The 18,945-nt window shown below is 44.9% G+C and carries 17 protein-coding genes and 1 tRNA gene; 11 read left to right on the top strand and 7 right to left on the bottom strand.

Translation table 11 applies throughout. The features are described from left to right. Positions 1 to 11 precede the first annotated feature (11 nt). Entirely contained in the window at positions 12 to 851 is an 840-nt protein-coding gene (locus AB4Z08_RS04155) for a helix-turn-helix domain-containing protein (RefSeq protein WP_441572510.1), read from the top strand. A 62-nt stretch (positions 852 to 913) separates the two neighbouring features. Here AB4Z08_RS04155 and AB4Z08_RS04150 read toward each other — a convergent pair whose 3' ends face one another. Beyond that, positions 914 to 1,561, bottom strand: a complete 648-nt coding sequence (locus AB4Z08_RS04150; RefSeq protein WP_441572509.1) for an NAD(P)-dependent oxidoreductase — start codon at positions 1,559 to 1,561, stop codon at positions 914 to 916. Positions 1,562 to 1,570: 9 nt separating this feature from the next. Continuing rightward, a complete protein-coding gene (locus tag AB4Z08_RS04145; RefSeq protein WP_441572508.1) occupies positions 1,571 to 2,059 on the bottom strand; it encodes a hypothetical protein in 489 nt (162 codons plus the stop codon). Positions 2,060 to 2,172: 113 nt separating this feature from the next. On the opposite strand from AB4Z08_RS04145, the gene AB4Z08_RS04140 reads away from it, so the two are divergent. After that, a complete protein-coding gene (locus AB4Z08_RS04140) occupies positions 2,173 to 2,805 on the top strand; it encodes a MarR family winged helix-turn-helix transcriptional regulator (protein ID WP_441572507.1) in 633 nt (210 codons plus the stop codon). A 159-nt stretch (positions 2,806 to 2,964) separates the two neighbouring features. Next, entirely contained in the window at positions 2,965 to 4,440 is a 1,476-nt protein-coding gene (locus AB4Z08_RS04135) for an RICIN domain-containing protein (RefSeq protein ID WP_441572506.1), read from the top strand. Positions 4,441 to 4,514: 74 nt separating this feature from the next. Here AB4Z08_RS04135 and AB4Z08_RS04130 read toward each other — a convergent pair whose 3' ends face one another. Further along, positions 4,515 to 5,639, bottom strand: a complete 1,125-nt coding sequence (locus AB4Z08_RS04130; protein ID WP_441572505.1) for a fatty acid desaturase family protein — start codon at positions 5,637 to 5,639, stop codon at positions 4,515 to 4,517. A 189-nt stretch (positions 5,640 to 5,828) separates the two neighbouring features. Here AB4Z08_RS04130 and AB4Z08_RS04125 point away from each other — a divergent pair, with 189 nt between their 5' ends. Further along, the gene (locus AB4Z08_RS04125) at positions 5,829 to 6,617 is read left to right on the top strand and encodes a TerC family protein (protein ID WP_441572504.1); all 789 of its coding nucleotides are present in this window, start codon (positions 5,829 to 5,831) and stop codon (positions 6,615 to 6,617) included. A gap of 182 nt (positions 6,618 to 6,799) precedes the next feature. Next, positions 6,800 to 7,192, top strand: a complete 393-nt coding sequence (locus AB4Z08_RS04120; RefSeq protein ID WP_441572503.1) for an acyl-CoA thioesterase — start codon at positions 6,800 to 6,802, stop codon at positions 7,190 to 7,192. 2 nt (positions 7,193 to 7,194) lie between these two features. Here the strand turns inward: AB4Z08_RS04120 and AB4Z08_RS04115 are convergent, their stop codons facing one another. From AB4Z08_RS04115 to AB4Z08_RS04105, 3 genes are read right to left on the bottom strand one after another with little or no spacing between them, the layout of a single operon-like run. Continuing rightward, complete coding sequence (locus AB4Z08_RS04115; protein ID WP_441572502.1) at positions 7,195 to 7,590, bottom strand: DUF1634 domain-containing protein; 396 nt, start codon at positions 7,588 to 7,590, stop codon at positions 7,195 to 7,197. A 10-nt stretch (positions 7,591 to 7,600) separates the two neighbouring features. Further along, a complete protein-coding gene (locus AB4Z08_RS04110; RefSeq protein WP_441572501.1) occupies positions 7,601 to 8,434 on the bottom strand; it encodes a sulfite exporter TauE/SafE family protein in 834 nt (277 codons plus the stop codon). A gap of 10 nt (positions 8,435 to 8,444) precedes the next feature. Beyond that, positions 8,445 to 9,098 carry a FadR/GntR family transcriptional regulator gene (locus AB4Z08_RS04105; protein ID WP_441572500.1) on the bottom strand — a complete coding sequence of 218 codons (654 nt, stop codon included), beginning with the start codon at positions 9,096 to 9,098 and terminating at the stop codon, positions 8,445 to 8,447. 195 nt (positions 9,099 to 9,293) lie between these two features. On the opposite strand from AB4Z08_RS04105, the gene AB4Z08_RS04100 reads away from it, so the two are divergent. The 3 genes from AB4Z08_RS04100 (at position 9,294) to AB4Z08_RS04090 (ending at position 13,927) form a co-directional block, all read left to right on the top strand. Further along, on the top strand, positions 9,294 to 10,022 hold the full coding sequence (locus AB4Z08_RS04100) for a GDSL-type esterase/lipase family protein (RefSeq protein WP_441572499.1): 729 nt from the start codon (positions 9,294 to 9,296) through the stop codon (positions 10,020 to 10,022). Next, positions 10,019 to 11,665 (top strand): FAD-dependent oxidoreductase, encoded by a 1,647-nt coding sequence (locus AB4Z08_RS04095; protein ID WP_441572498.1) that lies wholly within the window; start codon positions 10,019 to 10,021, stop codon positions 11,663 to 11,665. Before AB4Z08_RS04100 ends, AB4Z08_RS04095 begins: the two co-directional genes overlap by 4 nt. A 327-nt stretch (positions 11,666 to 11,992) precedes the next feature. Then, a complete protein-coding gene (locus AB4Z08_RS04090; protein WP_441572497.1) occupies positions 11,993 to 13,927 on the top strand; it encodes a hypothetical protein in 1,935 nt (644 codons plus the stop codon). Between the two features lie 105 nt (positions 13,928 to 14,032). Here AB4Z08_RS04090 and AB4Z08_RS04085 read toward each other — a convergent pair whose 3' ends face one another. After that, positions 14,033 to 14,365 (bottom strand): DUF4870 domain-containing protein, encoded by a 333-nt coding sequence (locus AB4Z08_RS04085; RefSeq protein ID WP_441572496.1) that lies wholly within the window; start codon positions 14,363 to 14,365, stop codon positions 14,033 to 14,035. A 242-nt stretch (positions 14,366 to 14,607) separates the two neighbouring features. On the opposite strand from AB4Z08_RS04085, the gene AB4Z08_RS04080 reads away from it, so the two are divergent. The 3 genes from AB4Z08_RS04080 to AB4Z08_RS04070 all read left to right on the top strand — a co-directional run bounded on the left by AB4Z08_RS04080 (position 14,608) and on the right by AB4Z08_RS04070 (position 18,943). After that, positions 14,608 to 15,090, top strand: a complete 483-nt coding sequence (locus tag AB4Z08_RS04080; RefSeq protein ID WP_441572495.1) for a hypothetical protein — start codon at positions 14,608 to 14,610, stop codon at positions 15,088 to 15,090. Positions 15,091 to 15,167: 77 nt separating this feature from the next. Next, positions 15,168 to 15,238: transfer RNA gene (locus AB4Z08_RS04075), tRNA-Gln, on the top strand. A gap of 483 nt (positions 15,239 to 15,721) precedes the next feature. Then, positions 15,722 to 18,943, top strand: coding sequence for a SusC/RagA family TonB-linked outer membrane protein (locus AB4Z08_RS04070; RefSeq protein WP_441572494.1), 3,222 nt, complete (start codon positions 15,722 to 15,724; stop codon positions 18,941 to 18,943). Positions 18,944 to 18,945: the final 2 nt, after the last annotated feature.

Below are 18,945 nucleotides of genomic sequence, written 5' to 3'. Positions count from 1 at the left end.
TATTTCAACGAATGAAGAGATACATACAACTTGAGTACCTGAAAGTATCGCACTTTACAGTTACGGAATGGCAACATCCGGTGCATAACCACAATCACTTTGAACTGATTTTTGTGCATCAGGGCAGTGGTACGCATTGTATATCGGGGATGAATTATCCTTATACCGGTCCGTGCCTCTTTTTGCTGGCACCTTGTGATGCCCATCATTTTGAGATCGCTACGCCTACTACTTTTACTTTTATTAAGTTCACCAACGTATATCTCCACGGCAGCGGACACCTGCGGTTTCAGCAAAGCTGGAATCAGGAATTGGATAAGTTACTGCTGCAGGCCCGTGAGCAAAGAATGTTTGGTGCTGATACCAGCAGGATGGAGCAGCTGGTAAAGCTGATCACTACAGAATGGCAGGCAGTGCAGGATGAAAATAACGAAACCATTTTCTTCCTGCTACAGGCATTGTTTACCATGATTAAAAAAGCCGGTGACAACGAGTTGCCGCAAAAAGGAGCTGCTAACGGCGCCCGTGTGACGGCTATTCTTCATCATATTCATGAACACATACATCAAACAGATGAAGTGCAGATAGAACAGCTGGCTGAAATTTTCGGTTACTCGAAACATTACCTGGGCGCTTTTTTTAAGGAACAAACGGGGAGTACGCTGCGGGAATATGTGAACCAGTACAAATTACACCTGTTGGAGAACAGGTTGCACTATAGTGCTTTTTCGTTGAAGGAAATCAGTCATGAACTGGGATTCAACGACCAGAGTCATCTGAATAAATTTTTCCGCAAATATCATGGAGTAAGTCCCTCTGCCTATCGAGAGCAGGTGCAGGCTTCCTCGTGAAGACACTGCCTGTATCATTCCGCAGTATACTTCTGATCAAACTATGAAGACCCCGATGTTTTTTAGTAAGCGATTTCAATAATACTCCTGTTTGTTTCCGGGTTGTCTATTATGTCAGTGATGTAGGCCGCCAGATCTGCCCTGGAGATGCTGAAAGGTCTTTTGAGGTGTGTATTTATTGCCACTTTATAATGGCCGGCAGGAGCGCTGTCTTTTAGCCAGGGCGGGCGCACAATAGTCCAGTTAACCTGGGTGTTACGCAGCAGTTTTTCCATTATCAGCAAGTCTTTATACGGGTGCCTGAAAATTTTCCGGACGATATATTTTATCAGCCACCTTTGCCAAACCGTCATTACAGAATTTATTTCAATGGGTAAAGCGGAGATGCATATTAATCGCTTGCGCTCTGGTTTATCCATGGCATGCAGGATGTGTTTCATGCCATCAGAGTATAAAGTAGTTGGCATCCGGGAGCGACTGCCAACTGCAGAAATAATGATGTCATGTTGCTGCACCAGGTCGGCAAATGTTCCCGGTTGCGTGATATCACCTTTTCTAATCAGGAGGTTGGGATGTTGAAAGTTGACTTTTACGGGGTCACGTGCGATGGCTGTAACATGATATCCTTTGCGGATCAGGTTTTCAGCGATGATACTTCCGGTACCTCCGGTAATCCCGAAAAGAAGAATATGTTTTTGAGTAGTTTCCATACAATGATTTTAATTAGGAATCTTGTCAGGTCTTACAACACTCACCAGAATGATTAAAAAGAAAAGTATCAGCTGGATAAGGTAAAACCATTGCAGTGAATCTCTGACTCCAATGGTTTGTGGAATAAAGCTGTTGGCATTTTCGTTAATGATGGTTCTCAGTTTATGGCCCAGCTTACTGCCTACAAACATGCCATTCGTTATTAATAGCATGACTAATATCATCTTTATCCTGAACCATAACTGATCCCACCAGGTACCATTTACTAGTGTGAGCATCGTAATGCCTGTTAGCAGCATGATGACAGCGCCCGCTCTAACAAAGGCCCCATACCTGGCCATCAGGGGGAGTAAGCCTAAAGACTTGTGATCTCCCTGATCAACCAGTTTCCAGAATGTTTTAAAAGTGAGGTAATCTATAGTGGTGGTGCCGGCCATTATTACCAATCCAATGATATGGAAGGCCAATAAAATTTTTATGGCGAAATACATCTTCATGGGGGATTATTTATTTCAATTTGGTAGTATTTATGTAAAAGTAAAACCTTTTGGTATAAATAAACAACTATTTGGTATTTATTTTATTTATTTGCTACTTAAATGAATTAATGATGAATCAAACTGTTGAATTGGTCAGGCTTTGGGGGGAATATGAGCAAAGCCATCCCGGCGCCACCATTGAGGGGTTTTGCCGGAGTACATTAGCTGGATCTATCAGAAAGGAGAGAACTGTGGAACCCGAATGGCAATTGCGACCGGATTTGAATGGTGCATTAATTAAGTTGATCAGCCGTATTGGGAAATTCCAGATGATATACACGAATAAGGCACTGGAAGGTACCGGATTAGATCAGATCGAGGAGTTTGGAATCATGGTAGCCATCTTTAACGGAAAAGAACCTATTAAGTCGGAGGTGATTTTCAGTAATATGCTGGAACTATCAAGCGGCACCAATATACTGGTAAGGCTGAAAAGCAAAAGCCTGATCAGTGAATATGATGACCAGGACGATAAAAGGGTAAAGCGACTGCAGCTTACAAAGAAAGGAGAAAAAGTATTGAAGGCGGCAAAAGAACAAATTCTCAAAGTGGTAGGAATGCTGGCCCAGGATTTAACGGAAGATGATAAACAATTATGTCTGCAATTGTTGACCCCTATAGACAGCCGTTTTTCTGCTATCATACAAAAACAAAAAGGAAAGCCATTTGATGAAATATATCAGGAGAATACGCACCTGCGTTGATCACTGTCTCCTGCTTTTAAACGAATACTAATTTACCCCCTGTTTTAAACGATTTACTCCCCCGGTCTCCTTGCGGAACAACCCTATATTGTCAACGTTATTTCCACGACTAAGCTGATATTATTAACCCTCATCTTTCACGTTTTAAAGTGCTTAATTATGAAACGATTACTATTCTATCTCCCGTTGACCCTCCTTTTTTTCGGCTGTTCAAAAAATATGAAGGAAAACATCCCCAACAGTCTGGCAAAGGAGAAAATTGTTACCACTACCTCGCTGCTGGAGGCAGCCTCCTCCGATTTCAAAGGTGTTAACTGGGCAGATCCTGCAGACAACTTCAAAGATGACTTTGTAGTACCAAGCGGACTGGTGTCTTCCGACAATTACGCCACCACCAAAACCAAAGCAGCCAATATTATTAATGCCTTTAAGCAACGAGGTGCCAATACCATACGTATGCCGATTAATCCACCTTCCGTACTGCAAGCCTGGTGGGGCAGTTATACCGCTGCTATTGACACTGCGGCCAATAGTGGCATGAAAGTAATCCTGTGTTATTGGGAAGGAAGCAGTTCCCGCGATGGTGTAGTCGATAACACTACCCAGTTCTGGAACATGTGGCAAACAGTGGTCAATAAATACATTAGTAACAGCAATGTTTATTTTGAAGTCTTTAATGAGCCGCATGGCTATAGTTTATCTAATCTGAACAATTTGTATGCGGACTGGCTCACACATTATCCCAATGTGCCTAAAAACAGGATCCTGTTGGATGGCGCCGGATATGCGACGGATGTTAACGGCGTAGGTGCTGACAACAGGCTGAATACCTGCCTGTTATCTTATCACAACTATAGCTGGTTCGACAATAGTAAAACAACGACCGCTGATTGGGAAACGGCGATATCTGGTGTTAGTTATCCCGACAGAACAGTGGTTACAGAATTTGGCATTCCCATGACTAATGGGAAGGACTATCTGGGGGCACCGGGGCAGGACCGTGAAATTGCTTATTTCCAGGGGATGACCAACGGTATACATGCCCATGGTATGGGGTGCGTATACTGGCCCGGATTAAGAGATGGAGATGGTTACAGCTTATTAACATTAAGTGGTACCACGGTTACCACCAATAATGCATCGGGTCTGTCCCGGTTGCAGTATGCCTGGGGTACTAACACGATTACACAGCCTGCAGGCGTATTTGATGGTAATGCATGGTATAAGGTTGTTTGCCGGCAGAGTAATAAGGGCCTTGATGTTAACGGTTCTTCGACTACCAACGGCGGAAGTATTGTGCAATGGGATTATTGGGGCGGTACCAATCAGCAATGGAAGTTAACCAGTCTGGGTAATGGGTTGTTCTCCATCACGAATCGTAACAGTAATAAATCGCTGGATGTGAATGGTAGTTCTACAACCGGGGGCACTGGGATTGTTCAGTGGGATTATTGGGGCGGTACCAATCAACAATGGAAAGTGGTGGATATGGGCTTTGGGTATTACCAGGTGACCAATGTGAACAGTGGGCTGGCGCTGGATGTGAACGGCGCCTCCAATACTAATGGTGCCAGCATTATTCAGTGGTATTGGAACGGTAATGCCAATCAGCAATGGCAGATCGGAAAGTTATAAATACAAAAATATCATCGGGTTTTTCGCGGAAGAATATTAAGAAGGAGGCTGTCTACACACAGCCTCCTTCTTAATTAATGTTTGCGGCCACCGGCAACACCCAGTTGTTTCAACATGCGGCCGTGTTCCCACAAGGCATGTATAAAAGTAGGTTGTACCTGGTATGGTAAATTAAATGCTGCCGCTTTTGCCTTTATAATAGGGGCGAGTTTCCGGTAATGCACATGACAAATGCCGGAAAACAGGTGGTGTTCGATCTGGTAATTTAGTCCGCCTATGCACCAGGATAGTATGCGACTGCGCGGGGCATAGTTAGTTGTATTCACGACTTCATGGATGGCCCAGCTGTTTTCCATTCTTTTCACATCATCCACTACCACGGGTGTAGCAAATTCAGACGAAGTCATGACATGTGCAGGCTGGAAAATGCAGGCGAGTAATAATCCTGCAGTAAAGTGCATGAGGAAAAAGCCTGTCAATACCCAATACCAGGGCACACCGGAAAATAATAACGGTAACACGAGAATATATCCATAGTAGAATACCTTGAACACGGAAATTCTGAACATGGCTTGTTTTAACGAAACTTTTTGTTTTATGAGCAGGCCATGATTTTTATAACGCAGTACCTGTAAATAATCTTTGGCGGTCATCCAGAATAAGGTCATCAGCATATAGAAGAACCAGGCGTAAATAAACTGATACCTGTGATACCAATGGCGTGGCTGGTTGGGAGAGAAACGCAGAAATTTAATGCTGTCAATATCTTCATCTAATCCAGTTACATTGGTATAGGTGTGGTGCAGTACGTTGTGCTGTATTTTCCAGGTGGCAGCATATCCACCGATTACTTCCAATATATGGCCTATGAAATTATTGACACTTTTTTTCGGAGAAAAGGCGCCATGGTTAGCATCGTGCATGATGGTGGCGCCTATGCCAGTCATGCCCAGCCCGGTGAGCAACCATAATCCCAGGTACAGCCAGATATTACCGGCGCCGGCACCCACTACCATTAAAGTATACGGTACAAAATACAGGGAAAGCATCACGATAGTTTTAATCCACATCTCTCTATTGGCATAAATAGAAATTTTATTTTCGGTGAAATAATCCTGTACCGCAGCCATAGCAGCTTCTATAAAGCTGTTATTACCGCGCGAAGCAAAGCGCACTATATGCCATTCATCTTTTTTCATTTTCATCTTTTAATAAGGAAACAGAAGTATGTATTTGTAAACAAGCAGGAGGAGGAAATGCTATTCATTGTGTAATGGGTGTAAGGTACGGTAATTTGTTTTAGCAGGTATTTAGCAGATTTTATCACTAGTGAAAAAGAAAGTATATTACGGTTTGCACATGCAACAACCTATATATAACTGTCAATTATGGAACACTTGCTTAACGCAGATGCGCTGATTAGTCTTTTGACGCTAACCGTACTGGAAATAGTACTCGGTATTGATAACATCGTATTTATTTCTATTCTGGCAGGGAAGCTGCCGGCAGACAAGCAAAAGAAAGCACGGCGCCTGGGATTGGGGCTGGCTATGTTTGTACGTGTTTTATTACTGTTGTCTATCAGTTGGATCATGTCGCTGACGAAACCGCTTTTTAATGTGGGTGACTGGATAGGTATACAACATCCGGAATGGCTGGAAAAGATGGCTATTTCCGGCAGGGATCTTATTTTGTTGATAGGTGGATTGTTCCTGATTTATAAAAGCACCGCCGAGATACATGAAAAGCTGGAAGGTGGAGAGCATGGAGAAGCAAAAGGAAAAGCCCTGGGATTTGGTCAGGTAATTGTGCAGATATTATTACTGGATATTGTGTTTTCGCTGGATTCTGTAATCACCGCGGTGGGTATGGCTGATCATGTGGAGATCATGATTGCTGCAGTAGTAATAGCAGTAGGTGTAATGATGCTGGCGTCAGAATCCATCAGTCATTTCGTTAACAGGCATCCTACAGTGAAAATGCTGGCGTTGTCTTTCCTGTTGCTGATTGGCGTTTCCCTGATTGCAGAAAGTTTTGATCAGCATATTCCCAAAGGATATATTTATTTCGCGATGGCATTCTCTGTATTTATAGAAGTGCTGAACCTGAAAATGAGATCACGTTCGGAAAAGCCAGTGAAGCTACATTCGCCCGAATTACCGGAAAAAGATAAATAAGTTATTTATCTGCCGAAAAAATAAACGATAACGGAAAAGGTTATACGATTTTACCGGGGTGTACTGCTTTCCCGGATAATTAACTTCCCTGGCAGAATAATTTCCAGGTTAGCCGGAAAAGTGGTACACCGTATGTAAGAATGGAATAGCTTTGCTTTTTTACCAGGAACAAAATTATCGTCATGAACTTTTACACACGGAAATGGGTAAAGCCGGAGGATCTGAATGCACACGGAACTTTATTTGGCGGCAGCCTGCTGCGCTGGATCGATGAAGAAGCTGCTATTTATTCCATTATTCAATTAGGTACCAACCGCTGCGTGACAAAGTACATGTCTGAAATTAACTTTATCAACTCTGCCAAACAGGGCGATATCGTGGAACTGGGCATTAAGGCTACCCATTTCGGCCGTACCTCACTTACCCTCACTTGCCAGGTAAGAAACAAGATTACACAAAAAACGATTCTCACAGTGGACAGAATGGTGTTTGTCAGTGTAGATGAACATGGTAAACCTGTACCACATGGCAGAACTGCTATCACGTATACGGATGAACGACTGAGAGAAGAATAAACTTATACTTTCAGTCCACCGAACATACTGAACAGAATGATGCAGAGCACGATCATGGTAATCACCACATAGAGCTTATCTTTTTCTATAGCAAAAGCAATCAGGGAGAAAAAGATGCGGAGAATGGGAGTTGCCAGTAATACGAGTACGCCCAGTTGTATTATTTCGGTGGCGTTGCCGGTAGCTACACCATGGAAGATGCCCCGGAAAGAGGTGTAATCCGCGCCTTCTCCCTTAAACACACTATACTCCGGAATACTGGCGGCGCCCTGCTGTACCAGGTACAAGATGCCTCCCAGCAGCGCAATGCAGCTGGCGGTGATGACGCCTATCCTCAGTACCTGGCCAATGAATAGTTCAATATCGCGATCTACTAATAATTTCTTCAAAGGTTTCATGCTGCTGCTGTTAAAACTGGTGATGTAATCCGTTATAGATCATTTCTATGGCTACAAACGTAATGGCCACCCCAAAAATGATCCGCAACGTAGTAGGGTTGATCATGGTGAGTATTCTCGCGCCTGTGAAGGCGCCGCCCAATACACCCAGTATCACCGGGAAAGCAATGCCGGGATCTATATATCCTCTCTGCAGGTATACCACCGCACTGGCCGCCGCAGTAACACCTATCATGAAGTTGCTGGTAGTGGTACTTACTTTAAAAGGAATGCGCATGGTGCTGTCCATAGCCAGCACTTTCAATGCGCCGGAGCCAATGCCCAGCAGGCCGGAGAGTACGCCGGCGACCAGCATAATAGAAAATCCGCCGCCTACATTTTTCAGTTTATAGTTGACTTCACCGTTAGGTGTGGGATAGCTGCTGTTGAGCTTCAGCAGGTAAGATAATTTGCTGCCGGTTTGTTCTGCATGTACATTTTTTTTGCGCATGGTCATGGCAGCGGAAAATATAAGTACTACGCCCAGCAAAATGGCAATAGCATTAACCGGCATAAATACGGCGATGAGTGCACCCACCACCGCACCTGCGGTAGTGGCTATTTCCAGGAACATGCCGAGCCTGATGTTAGTGATGCCTTCTTTTATATAAGCCGTAGCGGCGCCGGAGGAGTTGGCGATAGAAGCCAGCAGCGCGGTACCTATGGCATAACGGATGTCTACGTGAAATATAAGCGTGAGCAGGGGAATGAGAATTACGCCGCCGCCCAATCCGGTGATGGAACCTAAAAGTCCTGCCATGTAAGCGCTTCCCAACAGGATCACGCTAAATATCAGAATATTCATCTTTCAAAATTTAATAATTGTTGTCCAGGATATCTTCCATTACCTGCCGGGATAATTTGGCGTTGCCGCTTTTGATGGCTTTATATAAAGCTTCATGCAAATGATGACTGATTGCAAAATGGCTGATGCTTTGGGTATCGCGTTTAGCAAAGAAATCGCGGATCACGACAGTGAAGCTGCGGAACAGGTCTGCCAGTACGTTGTTGCCGGACGCTTTGGCGATGGCGGTATGAAAGGCAATGTCCGCATCCATGCATTGCTGGTATTGTTGTTCCAGGATGGCTTTTTTGCGTTGTTCCAGCAGGAGTTTCAGGTGTTGGATATCTTCTTTGGTATGATTTTCTGCTGCGAGTTTTACGATTTCATAATCCAGCATACGTCTTACCTGGTTAATTTCTTCGAAGTCTGCCCGGCGCAGGCGCTGGTCCAGCGATTCTGCTTTGATGGTTTCATTCACAAAGGTGCCGGCGCCCTGTTGTACCCGCAATACCCCGCTCATGGCCAGGGTTTTAATTGCTTCCCGGATGGTGGAGCGGCCTACAGCGTATTGTACCATCAGTTCCGGTTCCGCCGGTATTTTCTGTCCTGGTTTGTATTTCCCCTGAGAGATATCTTTCTGTATGGCGTTGATGACGCGGTCTGATAATTTGGATGTCTGATCCATGAATTCACATTTACACTACAAAGGTATGATGTTTATTTAAACATCAGATGTTTTATTTTTCAAAGGAGAGAAGCGCATTTGTCTTTAGCGGAGTACCACATAGTTCTAACATTTCCTGCTTTTGTATAGAGAGATTATTATCTTACCTATTCAAACTCCGGAGCCGGCAACGGCATTAAAATAAAGTACTAAGCTATGCATCGCAGAAATTTTCTACAAGCCGGTTTGCTGACTGCTACCCTTTCTTTACCCGACACTTATTTTCCTGGCAACGCCTATGCTGCCACCAACGATGGTTTTATTGTAAATGCCGGAATAGGCGGCAATAATACCGTAGATCTGTTGGGACGCATTACCCCCGACTGCCTGGAACGTAAACCGGAACTGACCATTCTCATGATTGGTACCAATGATATGAATTCCCGTAAGCATATTCCATTACCTGAGTATGAAAAAAATCTGCGGGAGATCGTATCAAAAATAGTGGCTATTAAAAGCCGGGTATTGCTGATGACCATCCTGCCGGTTTATGAGCCTTATTTGCATATCCGTCATCCGGCAGCTTTTTATGAGCCGGAAGGTCATACGGAACGAAAACGACAGGTGAATGAAGTGATCCGCAAAGTGGCGGCAGACTATAGGCAGGATCTGCTGGATATGCATTTTATTTTTCAGCAAACAGGCGACATTGGTGAAGGCGCAGAAAGTTTGATTAAAAATGTAGTCAACAGTAACGTAACAGATGGTGTACACCCAACACCGGCAGGCTACCGAACCATGGCGGTGGCCATTTTTGAATACATCCAACAGAAAAAGCTACCTCGAAACCGGATCGTTTGTTTCGGTGACAGTATCACTTTCGGCGATGGTGGCATAGAAGGGAAAAGCTATCCTGCGTATCTTAAAAAATTATTATTTGCATGAGAAAAGTATGTTTACTGATCACTGTACTGCTATTACCCGCTTTATTTTCCCAGGGTACCGCACCTGTTTATAAGGCAGATGTGATTATTTACGGGGGGACTGCTGCTGCGGTCATTGCTGCCGTGCAGGTACATAAGATGGGGAAAAGTGTGATCGTGGTATCTCCTGATAAACATCTTGGTGGCCTCTCTTCCGGGGGGCTTGGCTTTACTGATACCGGTAATAAATCTGTTATTGGTGGTTTGGCGCGGGATTTTTATCATCGTATCTGGCTGCATTATCAGCAACCATCCGCCTGGAACTGGCAAAAGCCTTCTGAGTACGGGAATAAGGGACAAGGTACACCTGCAATGGATGGCGCTGCACGCACTATGTGGATCTTTGAGCCACATGTGGCAGAGCAGGTGATGGAAGATTATGTCCGGGAAAATAACCTCGTTATTTACAGGGGCGAGTGGCTGAACCGGGAGCAGGGGGTAGCAAAGAAGGCCGGCAAAATACAGGCGATCACTACTTTGAGTGGGCATACTTACAGCGGTAAAATATTCATTGACGCCACTTATGAAGGCGATCTGATGGCAGCAGCGGGGGTGAGTTATACCGTGGGCCGGGAAGCAAATGCTACTTATGGTGAGTCCTGGAATGGAATACAGACAGGTGTTTTACATCACGGCCATTATTTTAAACAGCATATCAGTCCTTACCGTATTGCCGGAGACTCCGGCAGTGGGCTGTTGCCGGGTGTATCTGCAGAAAATCCGGGTGAAAAGGGAGTAGCGGATCATAGAATCCAGGCTTATTGTTTTCGTTTATGCCTGACCGATAACGCTGCCAACCGGATATCTTTTCCCAAACCGATCGGGTATGATGCTGCTAAATATGAATTGCTGGGCAGGGTACTGGATAGTGGCTGGAATGAAGTGTTTAATAAATTTGATCTTATCCCCAATCATAAAACCGATGTGAATAATCATGGTCCTTTTAGCATGGATAATATCGGCATGAATTACGACTATCCGGAGGGAAGCTATGCCCGCAGAAAGGAAATTATCCGGGAACATGAAGCGTATCAGCAGGGACTCCTGTATTTTCTGGCCAACGATCCCCGGGTGCCGGCGGCTATTCAGGCCCGTATGAAAACATGGGGCTTGTCGGCTGATGAGTTTAAGGATAATGGAAACTGGCCGCATCAGCTGTATATCCGGGAAGCCCGGCGGATGAAAGGGGAGTTTGTGATGACAGAGCAGACCGTTGTTGGGAAAAGCGAAGTACCTCAATCTATCGGCATGGGCTCTTATACATTGGATGCACATAACGCGCAGCGTTATGTGAAAAAAGATGGCTTTGTACAAAATGAAGGAGATATAGGTGTGGATATTAAAGCGCCATATAAAGTGGCTTATGGGGCAATACTACCCCATCAGCAGGAATGCAGTAACCTGTTGGTGCCTGTATGTGTGTCGGCTTCCCATATTGCCTATGGCTCTATCCGGATGGAACCCGTATTTATGATATTGGGGCAAAGTGCTGCCACGGCTGCCGTATTGGCGATTGCAGAAAATAAGGCGGTGCAGGAAGTTGACTACGAAAAATTAAAAGCGCAGTTGCTGAAAGATCAGCAGCACCTGGAAACGGGGCTGTAATCGTATTGCGTTCTATTATTCCGTTATTTATTAAAAATGCAGTAAACCGGGTCAATACCAGTTTACTGCATTATCTTTTTTTATAATGAAGTAAAAAAAGAATTTGGGGGTAATTAACAAAAGAGGAAAGGCCGTATATATGCGTTGGTAAGTTCAGGCCTAGGATGCCGGTTTTTCATTTTTTCCATATGATCCTTTTCTATAAATGAACTCTGATGCAAAAATACAGTGCTGTAGCGGACTTCAGGCATTTGTAGCATCTACAACGTGACTACAGCATTCCTTTTTTTATATCTACAAAACAACTACAAATAGTATTTTTGCGGGATGAACCGTATCAAATGGAGGCTGGTATTTGTGTTATGTGCCATCATTAGCCTGCTATCTACCGCTACTTTAGATGCTCAAACCGTGCTGGATTCATTAAAGCAGGTATTGACGCAACGGACGTTAACACCGGAGGAACAGGTGTTAACAAGATTGAAACTGAGTCGTGCTTTAATAAGCCATGATCATAAAGAAGCGCTTGCAAATGCGCAGGTAGCTTTATCGATGAGTCGTTCTTTAAAGGATAGTAAGTATGCCGCACAATGTCATTCTTCCCTGGTGTCGTTAATGTTTGGACAGGAAGAAGTGAAGAAGGTGCAGCTGCAGCTGGACAGTGCTTTCCTGCTGGCGGAGCAATCCGGTGATCCGTTGACGATGGAGAATGTATGGTACCGGAAAGGATGGCTGGAAAACAGGATCGGCAAGCCGCATGATGCTGTGAAGAGCTTTCAGCAGGCTTTAAAGTATGGAGTTGGGCAACCGGCCAATAGTTTAGCAACCAGTATTTTATATAATCTTTCTTCCATTTATGCCGACTGGGATGATCTGGAAAACCAGTCGCGGTATGCCTTTGCGACCCTTGATGCCACAAAGCGTTTCCCCGATCCGGATGATATGTGCAATGCTTACCAGGCCATTGCCGGCAGTTATGAGAACCGGTTTGCCCGTGATACCAGTGCCCGGAAGCTGCTGGATTCCTCCCTGTATTACAATCGCATTGCCATACAGTACTACCAGCAAAATAAGAACAGGATCAGCTTTCCGAGTATATTGGGACTGGTAGCGTTGAATACCGCTAATCTGTATGCGGAATATTTTCCACGCAGCTACCGCGATTCCGCTCTGCATTATCTGCAAATTTCCCTGGAAATAGGCACCGCTACTGATCAGCAGGAGGTCATCGCCAGCAGTTATGGGATGATGAGCAGCTTTGAAATAGAAGATGGACACTATGATCGTGCCTCGCATTTTTTAATGGCAGGACTGGAAACTTTGCTGAGGTCTACTTCTCCCGATAATAAGGTGATGGCACATCTCATGAGTGCTTTGTCGGAGGTGGCGGAAAAGAAAGGCGATCTGTTGGGGGCGTTGAACTACGCCCGCGAGCACAGTAAATATTATGCTGCGGCTTTTGACGCAGAAAAAATGTCCATCACCAAAAGACTGGAAGCGCAGTACCAGGCGCAGCAAAGAGAGCAGGAGCTGAGTGCGTTACAGGAAAAAGCAGCTTTCAATAAAAAGCTGAACATCGTATATGTGATATTGATAGTGGCTTGTATACTGGTGCTGGTATTCCTTTTCCGCTCCTATCATTTCCGGTTGAAATCTACTATTCAGCAGCAGGCCTTGCTGGAAAAAGAAAAGCAGGATGCAGTATTACAGATGCGGTTGAAAGACGAAGAAGCCAGAGCGCTGGCATTGGAAAAACAGGAAGCCGCCCTGCAGGCAAGACTTCAAAGTGAGGAAGCCGCACGGCTACAGGCCGAACAGCAACTGATGCAGGCCCAGAAGGAACAACTGCAGAAAGACTTACTGGCAGGGGCTTTACAGGTGGAGCAGAAGAATGAACTGCTGCAAACATTGCAGGAGAAACTCTCTGAAAAATCGGGGGATCGTAACCTGGTAGGGCAAATTACGCGTATGATAGATCAGCACCGGCGTATGGATGAAGACTTTGAAACGGCGAAGACAGAGCTGGAAAATATTCATCCGGAATTTTTCAGCCGTCTGCAGGAGAAGGCCGGCAATACCTTGACCCGCCTTGATTTGAAGCATTGCTCTTATATATCTATGGGTTTATCTACCAAAGAAATTTCTTCCAGGATGGGGGTAGCACCCAAAAGTATCCTGATGTCGCGCTACCGGATTAAGCAAAAACTGGGGCTGGGCAAAGAAGAAGGACTGGATGCATGGTTGATGAACATGGTACAGTAGCTGCATAAAAAGAATGAGACTGACCATCACAGTCAGTCTCATTCAAGGGTTTACCTCATTCACAAGTAAAGTCTTTGTACCCGGCAGTTACCAGGGGCATTCACTTTAGTTCTGCAGGAAAACAAACTTGTTTTCGAACATTTTTCCTATTACAGGTATAGGTTGTTGAACGTTGTTGTTGGCGTTGATAATGCCAAAAACCATAAATACCAGGGGTAAGAAACCTGCAAAAGAGAGTATACCGCTCAGCGCTGCGGGTAAAACGGCGATAACAATTCCAAGCGCAACAGACCAGATGATACTGGCTATCACAAGACCCAGGGCCTGCTCCAGGTGATAATTTACCAGGGCACTTCTCTCTTCTTTACTTTTTACATAAGCAATGATCCATCCTATCAGGGTGATGTAAGCAATCATAGCCCATTGATTTGTTTTCATAGTTTGTTGCGTTTTTTGGTTTAACGATGATGTATGGCAAAGGTAAAATGACCTGATAGCAGTTGGTGTATTATGTCTACTACACAATGTCTACATGTTCTGAGATAAGGTACTACAAAGTAACTACATCTATCTTTATAAATTAAAAATCAATTATTTGAACATTTTATTATTTTATATTTTTAGAGAAGCACACACAGCAGGAATGGCAGGCGTGGCACAATGATTGTTGCGCAGCTGGTATGAAAAAAGCAATTATACCTTCCATATTTCAGGTTATTGGTTTGGGAATAGTCACCGGGATGCGTAGTGCGATGGGTCCTGCCTTCACCAGTTATTCACTCAGCCAGGAACCTTCCGATAAACTACGTCGCTCACCCCTGGCCTTTATGCAAAAGCCGGGTACTGCGCGTTTTTTACAGACCATGGCAGCAGGTGAGCTGGTGGTAGATAAAGCCCCTGGTACAGGAGATCGTATAGCCGCTGCCGGTATTGCCGGCAGAGCACTTTCAGGTGCATTGGTGGGTGCTACTCTTTATCAGGCAAAAGGCGGCAAAGCATGGAAAGGTGGGTTGATAGGCGCCGTGGCAGCAGTAGCCGCCGCCTATGCATTCTTCTATCTGCGCCGGGAAACAGGCCGTAAATTTAAAGTAAGAGATGCTGCATTGGGTGGCGTGGAAGATGCGGTGGCAGTAGGTATAGCGGCAGTGTCGATACGGAAATAATGATCTGTTCCAGGAATTATTTTTTGCAGGTGTTGTTTTATTTAAGAAAAAAACTACATTTGCATCCCGTTAAACAATGCCTAATAGTATAATGGTAGTACGATAGATTTTGGTTCTATTTGTCTAGGTTCGAATCCTGGTTGGGCAACAAAGCAACGCTTCACATCAACATGTGGAGCGTTTTTATTTTCACCCTGTCCCTGCGTTGCAGTGATGTTGGCCGCAGATTATTTTTTCATAGACCCCTTGCGTTTTCCAAAACCCCGTTGTATATTTGTCTACAATTATAGTAGACTAATAGAAATTTACCACCACCAAATGCCGGTATCTCCGGCAAAAGTCTTTGTCCCACCATACAAAGCAAAGCTGAATGATTCTTTATTGAAGTTGCTTCAAACAAGCAACCGGGAGTTACTATTAAATATTTTCAACCATGAATCAGCTATTGCACAACAATAGACGCAGTAAAAAAGTGAACGCCGGCAAAACAACATCTGTTTGCTGTTGCTGCTGTTGTTGTTAGGCCTTTCCTAATTGTCCCCTGATGAATGCATCCGGTTATCTGTATGGCACGTAATACGGCCATCAGGATACTTATTGCCCTGTCTGTCCAACATCTAATCTCATTTGTATGTTCAAAAATTTACAACCCGCAGTCTGGTATGCTGCGCTATTATTCATCGGCAGCCATGCGTTTGCGCAGGCGCCCGTATTATTAAAAGGAAAAGTGATTGATAGTAAAACACAGGAAGCGCTGCCCGGCGCATCTGTACGTGTTAAGAATGGAAAATCAGGTACACAAACAGATGCTACCGGAACGTATCAGCTAAGCCTGACAACGTTACCAGGTACCATCATCGTCACCTTTGTAGGATATCAGCCCCAGGAAGTAGTTATCACAAAGAATGACCTTAACAACGTGATAAAGCTGGAACAACAGCAGGCTTTATCAGAAGTGGTGGTAACAGCCGTAGGTATAAAAAGTGCCACCAGGTCACTCGGCTACAGCGTAGGCGAAATAAAAGGCGCCGCATTGAAAGACAGCCGCGAACCTAACATTGTATCTGCCCTGAGCGGCAAGGTGCCGGGTGTGCAGATCAATAATTCCGGTGGTTCTCCCGGAGGATCATCTACCATAAAAATCAGGGGTAATAGTTCCTTATTGGGGAGTAATGCACCACTATTTATTTTAGACGGTGTTCCTATAGATAATTCTATACAGGACATACTTCCCATTTCCAACAGCGTTTCCCTTGCCACACCTTCCAATCGCGGGATTGATATTAACCCGGGCGATATTGCCAGCGTAACGGTGCTGAAAGGCCCCGCCGCAGCTGCTTTGTATGGTATCAGGGCCTCCAATGGCGCAGTAGTGATCAACACTAAAAGAGGAACGGCTCTTACAGATAAAACATTTGGCGTGAGCTATAGCGGCTCCTTTACCGTTGATAAAATTAATCGCCGTGTGCAACCGCGACAAACCAGTTTTTCCAATGGCATAGGCGGACAATATGTGAAACCCGGCACCACCGGATCTGATGAAAACTGGGGCGCTTTGCTGGATACCCTGACCTACAGCTCATTGCCCAGCAACTTTGATAAAAATGGAACGATTGTAGGAAAGAGCGATCCCAGCTCCAATGGCATTCCGGTAAACAGGTATAATAATATTGATAACTTTTTTGTCAACGGCTATACGAATGACCAGCATATCAGCTTCTATGGCAATACGGGGAATGCAGGATATTATTTCTCCTATGGAAATCTGAAACAGACGGGCATCATTCCTACGACTGATTTTTTCAGGCATACCTTTCGTTTCAATGGTGACTACACCGTGAATGACCGGCTGAAAGTATCCGGTGGACTGAACTACATCAAGGATGGCGCAGATAACCGGGCGCTGATGGGTGGATTTAATACGAACGTGGTTCGCGCGTTAATCAACTCACCGGCGAATTTTGATATCACAAACGGGTACTCCAAACCCTGGGAACATCCGGAGTCATATAAGCTGCCGCCTACCAGCGCCAAGCCCTGGGGCGACAGCCGCTCCTATGCAAATGGCATCGGATGGGACAATCCATACTGGTCGCTGAACATGAACCCGCAGTCGGATGAACTTAACCGCTTTATCACTTTTGCAGAAGCAAGTCTGGATATCACCAGCTGGTTAAAGGCCACGGCCCGCTATGGTATTGACTATTATACCGATGTAAGAAAAGGTGCTTTTAGTCGCGGTACCTCCGGGGTGGCAACAGGTACTATCAACGATGTAAATTACACCCGCAGAGATAATAACCTGGACGTACTGCTGGTGGCTGACAGGCGAGTGAACAGAGATCTGAACCTGACAGTGGTGGCAGGTTACAATTATTATAATTCCTGGAAGAACCAGGTAAATACGCGCGGTGATGGCCTGACCATTCCTGGCAATTTTAATATCTCCAACGCTTCTTCTACCCAAACATTTAATCAAACTATCCGCAAGAAGCTGGTGGCAGGATATGCAGATGTAAAACTGGATTTCAGGAAATGGCTATACCTGGAACTGACCGGCAGAAATGAATGGACCTCTACACTGGCAAAAGGTAAGAATGCTTTCTTTTATCCTTCTGCCAGCACCAGTTTCATCTTTACAGATGTGCTGCACTGGAATAACAGTATCCTGAATTTTGGTAAGATCCGTGCTACTTACGCACAGGTAGGAAATGATGCCGATCCTTATTCTCTTGAAACTTACTACGTGCCTACTACCAGTGCCGGCTGGATACAGAGTGCGATCAGCTTTCCTTTTAATGGAAAGCAGGGGCTCAGTTATAGCTCCACTATCGGTAACCCTGATCTGAAACCAGAACGTATCAGTACCTGGGAAGCCGGTCTGGACCTGCATTTCTTCCACGATAAAACACAACTGGAGGTGGTGTATTATAATAACAGCAGTAAAGATCAGATCATTCCGGTTACGCTGCCATACTCTACCGGTGCCGCCTATACGCTTATCAATGCCGGAAATATCGTTAACAGAGGTGTAGAAGCAAGTCTGCAGCAACGCATTGTTAGCGGCAGAAAATTTTCCTGGACAGCCACTGCATTGTTTAACAAAAACATCAGCCGCGTGAATTATATCACGGATAATATTTCCAGTGTTAGTTTGGGTGGTATCTGGATGGAAGCGCGTGGTCAGGCCGGGCAGCCGTATGGTGTGTTTTACGGCACCGATGTGAAACGCAATGCAGCTGGTAAGCCCATCATTAATGATGATCCGTCCAGTGCTAACTATGGCTATCCATTAGTGAACAGTACGTTTACAAAAATAGGAGACCCCAATCCTGATTTTAATGTGGGCTTGCGGAATGAACTCAGATATGGCGCCTTTACTTTTTCCTTTTTGCTGGATGGCCGCTTTGGATTTGACATCTTCAATGCGCCGCGTTTACAGATGGTATTTAACGGTGTAGATGAGTCAACGGTAGCAAGAGGCAGCAAAACTGTTTTTGATGGCGTTACTGCATCGAAAGGAGCGCCTAACACGATTGAAGCTGTGTTGTCCCAGGCATGGTACAGAAACACTTTCAATATACAGGGGCTTTACGTAGAACATGATCTCTACTGGATCAAACTGAAAGATGTAAACCTGACTTATGCGTTACCGCAGCAAATACTAAAGCCTGCACATATATCTGCTGCCAGCGTTACGCTGACAGCGAGAAACTTCCTGCTGTCTACCAATTATACCGGCAGTGATCCGGATCTGGGCAGCCGGAATGGCTTGTCGAATGCTGCCGGTATTGACTTCTGGACAACACCCAGCACACAAAGTTATGGCGTGGCATTGAATGTATCTTTTTAACC

Origin of the sequence: Chitinophaga sp. RAB17 (genome assembly GCF_052114225.1) — a bacterium.
GTDB lineage: Bacteria > Bacteroidota > Bacteroidia > Chitinophagales > Chitinophagaceae > Chitinophaga.
Note: the sequence above shows the minus strand (reverse complement) of the source record. Positions and strands in the feature narration are given on the sequence as shown.

Excerpts from the sequence above, each read along its gene's own strand:
- AB4Z08_RS04095 (WP_441572498.1), top strand. The coding sequence starts at position 10,019 with ATGAGAAAAGTATGTTTACTGATCACTGTACTGCTATTACCCGCTTTA.
- AB4Z08_RS04105 (WP_441572500.1), bottom strand. The coding sequence starts at position 9,098 with ATGGATCAGACATCCAAATTATCAGACCGCGTCATCAACGCCATACAG.
- AB4Z08_RS04125 (WP_441572504.1), top strand. The coding sequence starts at position 5,829 with ATGGAACACTTGCTTAACGCAGATGCGCTGATTAGTCTTTTGACGCTA.
- AB4Z08_RS04100 (WP_441572499.1), top strand. The coding sequence starts at position 9,294 with ATGCATCGCAGAAATTTTCTACAAGCCGGTTTGCTGACTGCTACCCTT.
- AB4Z08_RS04085 (WP_441572496.1), bottom strand. The coding sequence starts at position 14,365 with ATGAAAACAAATCAATGGGCTATGATTGCTTACATCACCCTGATAGGA.
- AB4Z08_RS04155 (WP_441572510.1), top strand. The coding sequence starts at position 12 with ATGAAGAGATACATACAACTTGAGTACCTGAAAGTATCGCACTTTACA.
- AB4Z08_RS04070 (WP_441572494.1), top strand. The coding sequence starts at position 15,722 with ATGTTCAAAAATTTACAACCCGCAGTCTGGTATGCTGCGCTATTATTC.
- AB4Z08_RS04145 (WP_441572508.1), bottom strand. The coding sequence starts at position 2,059 with ATGAAGATGTATTTCGCCATAAAAATTTTATTGGCCTTCCATATCATT.
- AB4Z08_RS04115 (WP_441572502.1), bottom strand. The coding sequence starts at position 7,590 with ATGAAACCTTTGAAGAAATTATTAGTAGATCGCGATATTGAACTATTC.
- AB4Z08_RS04090 (WP_441572497.1), top strand. The coding sequence starts at position 11,993 with ATGAACCGTATCAAATGGAGGCTGGTATTTGTGTTATGTGCCATCATT.
- AB4Z08_RS04120 (WP_441572503.1), top strand. The coding sequence starts at position 6,800 with ATGAACTTTTACACACGGAAATGGGTAAAGCCGGAGGATCTGAATGCA.
- AB4Z08_RS04150 (WP_441572509.1), bottom strand. The coding sequence starts at position 1,561 with ATGGAAACTACTCAAAAACATATTCTTCTTTTCGGGATTACCGGAGGT.
- AB4Z08_RS04140 (WP_441572507.1), top strand. The coding sequence starts at position 2,173 with ATGAATCAAACTGTTGAATTGGTCAGGCTTTGGGGGGAATATGAGCAA.
- AB4Z08_RS04135 (WP_441572506.1), top strand. The coding sequence starts at position 2,965 with ATGAAACGATTACTATTCTATCTCCCGTTGACCCTCCTTTTTTTCGGC.
- AB4Z08_RS04130 (WP_441572505.1), bottom strand. The coding sequence starts at position 5,639 with ATGAAAAAAGATGAATGGCATATAGTGCGCTTTGCTTCGCGCGGTAAT.
- AB4Z08_RS04080 (WP_441572495.1), top strand. The coding sequence starts at position 14,608 with ATGAAAAAAGCAATTATACCTTCCATATTTCAGGTTATTGGTTTGGGA.
- AB4Z08_RS04110 (WP_441572501.1), bottom strand. The coding sequence starts at position 8,434 with ATGAATATTCTGATATTTAGCGTGATCCTGTTGGGAAGCGCTTACATG.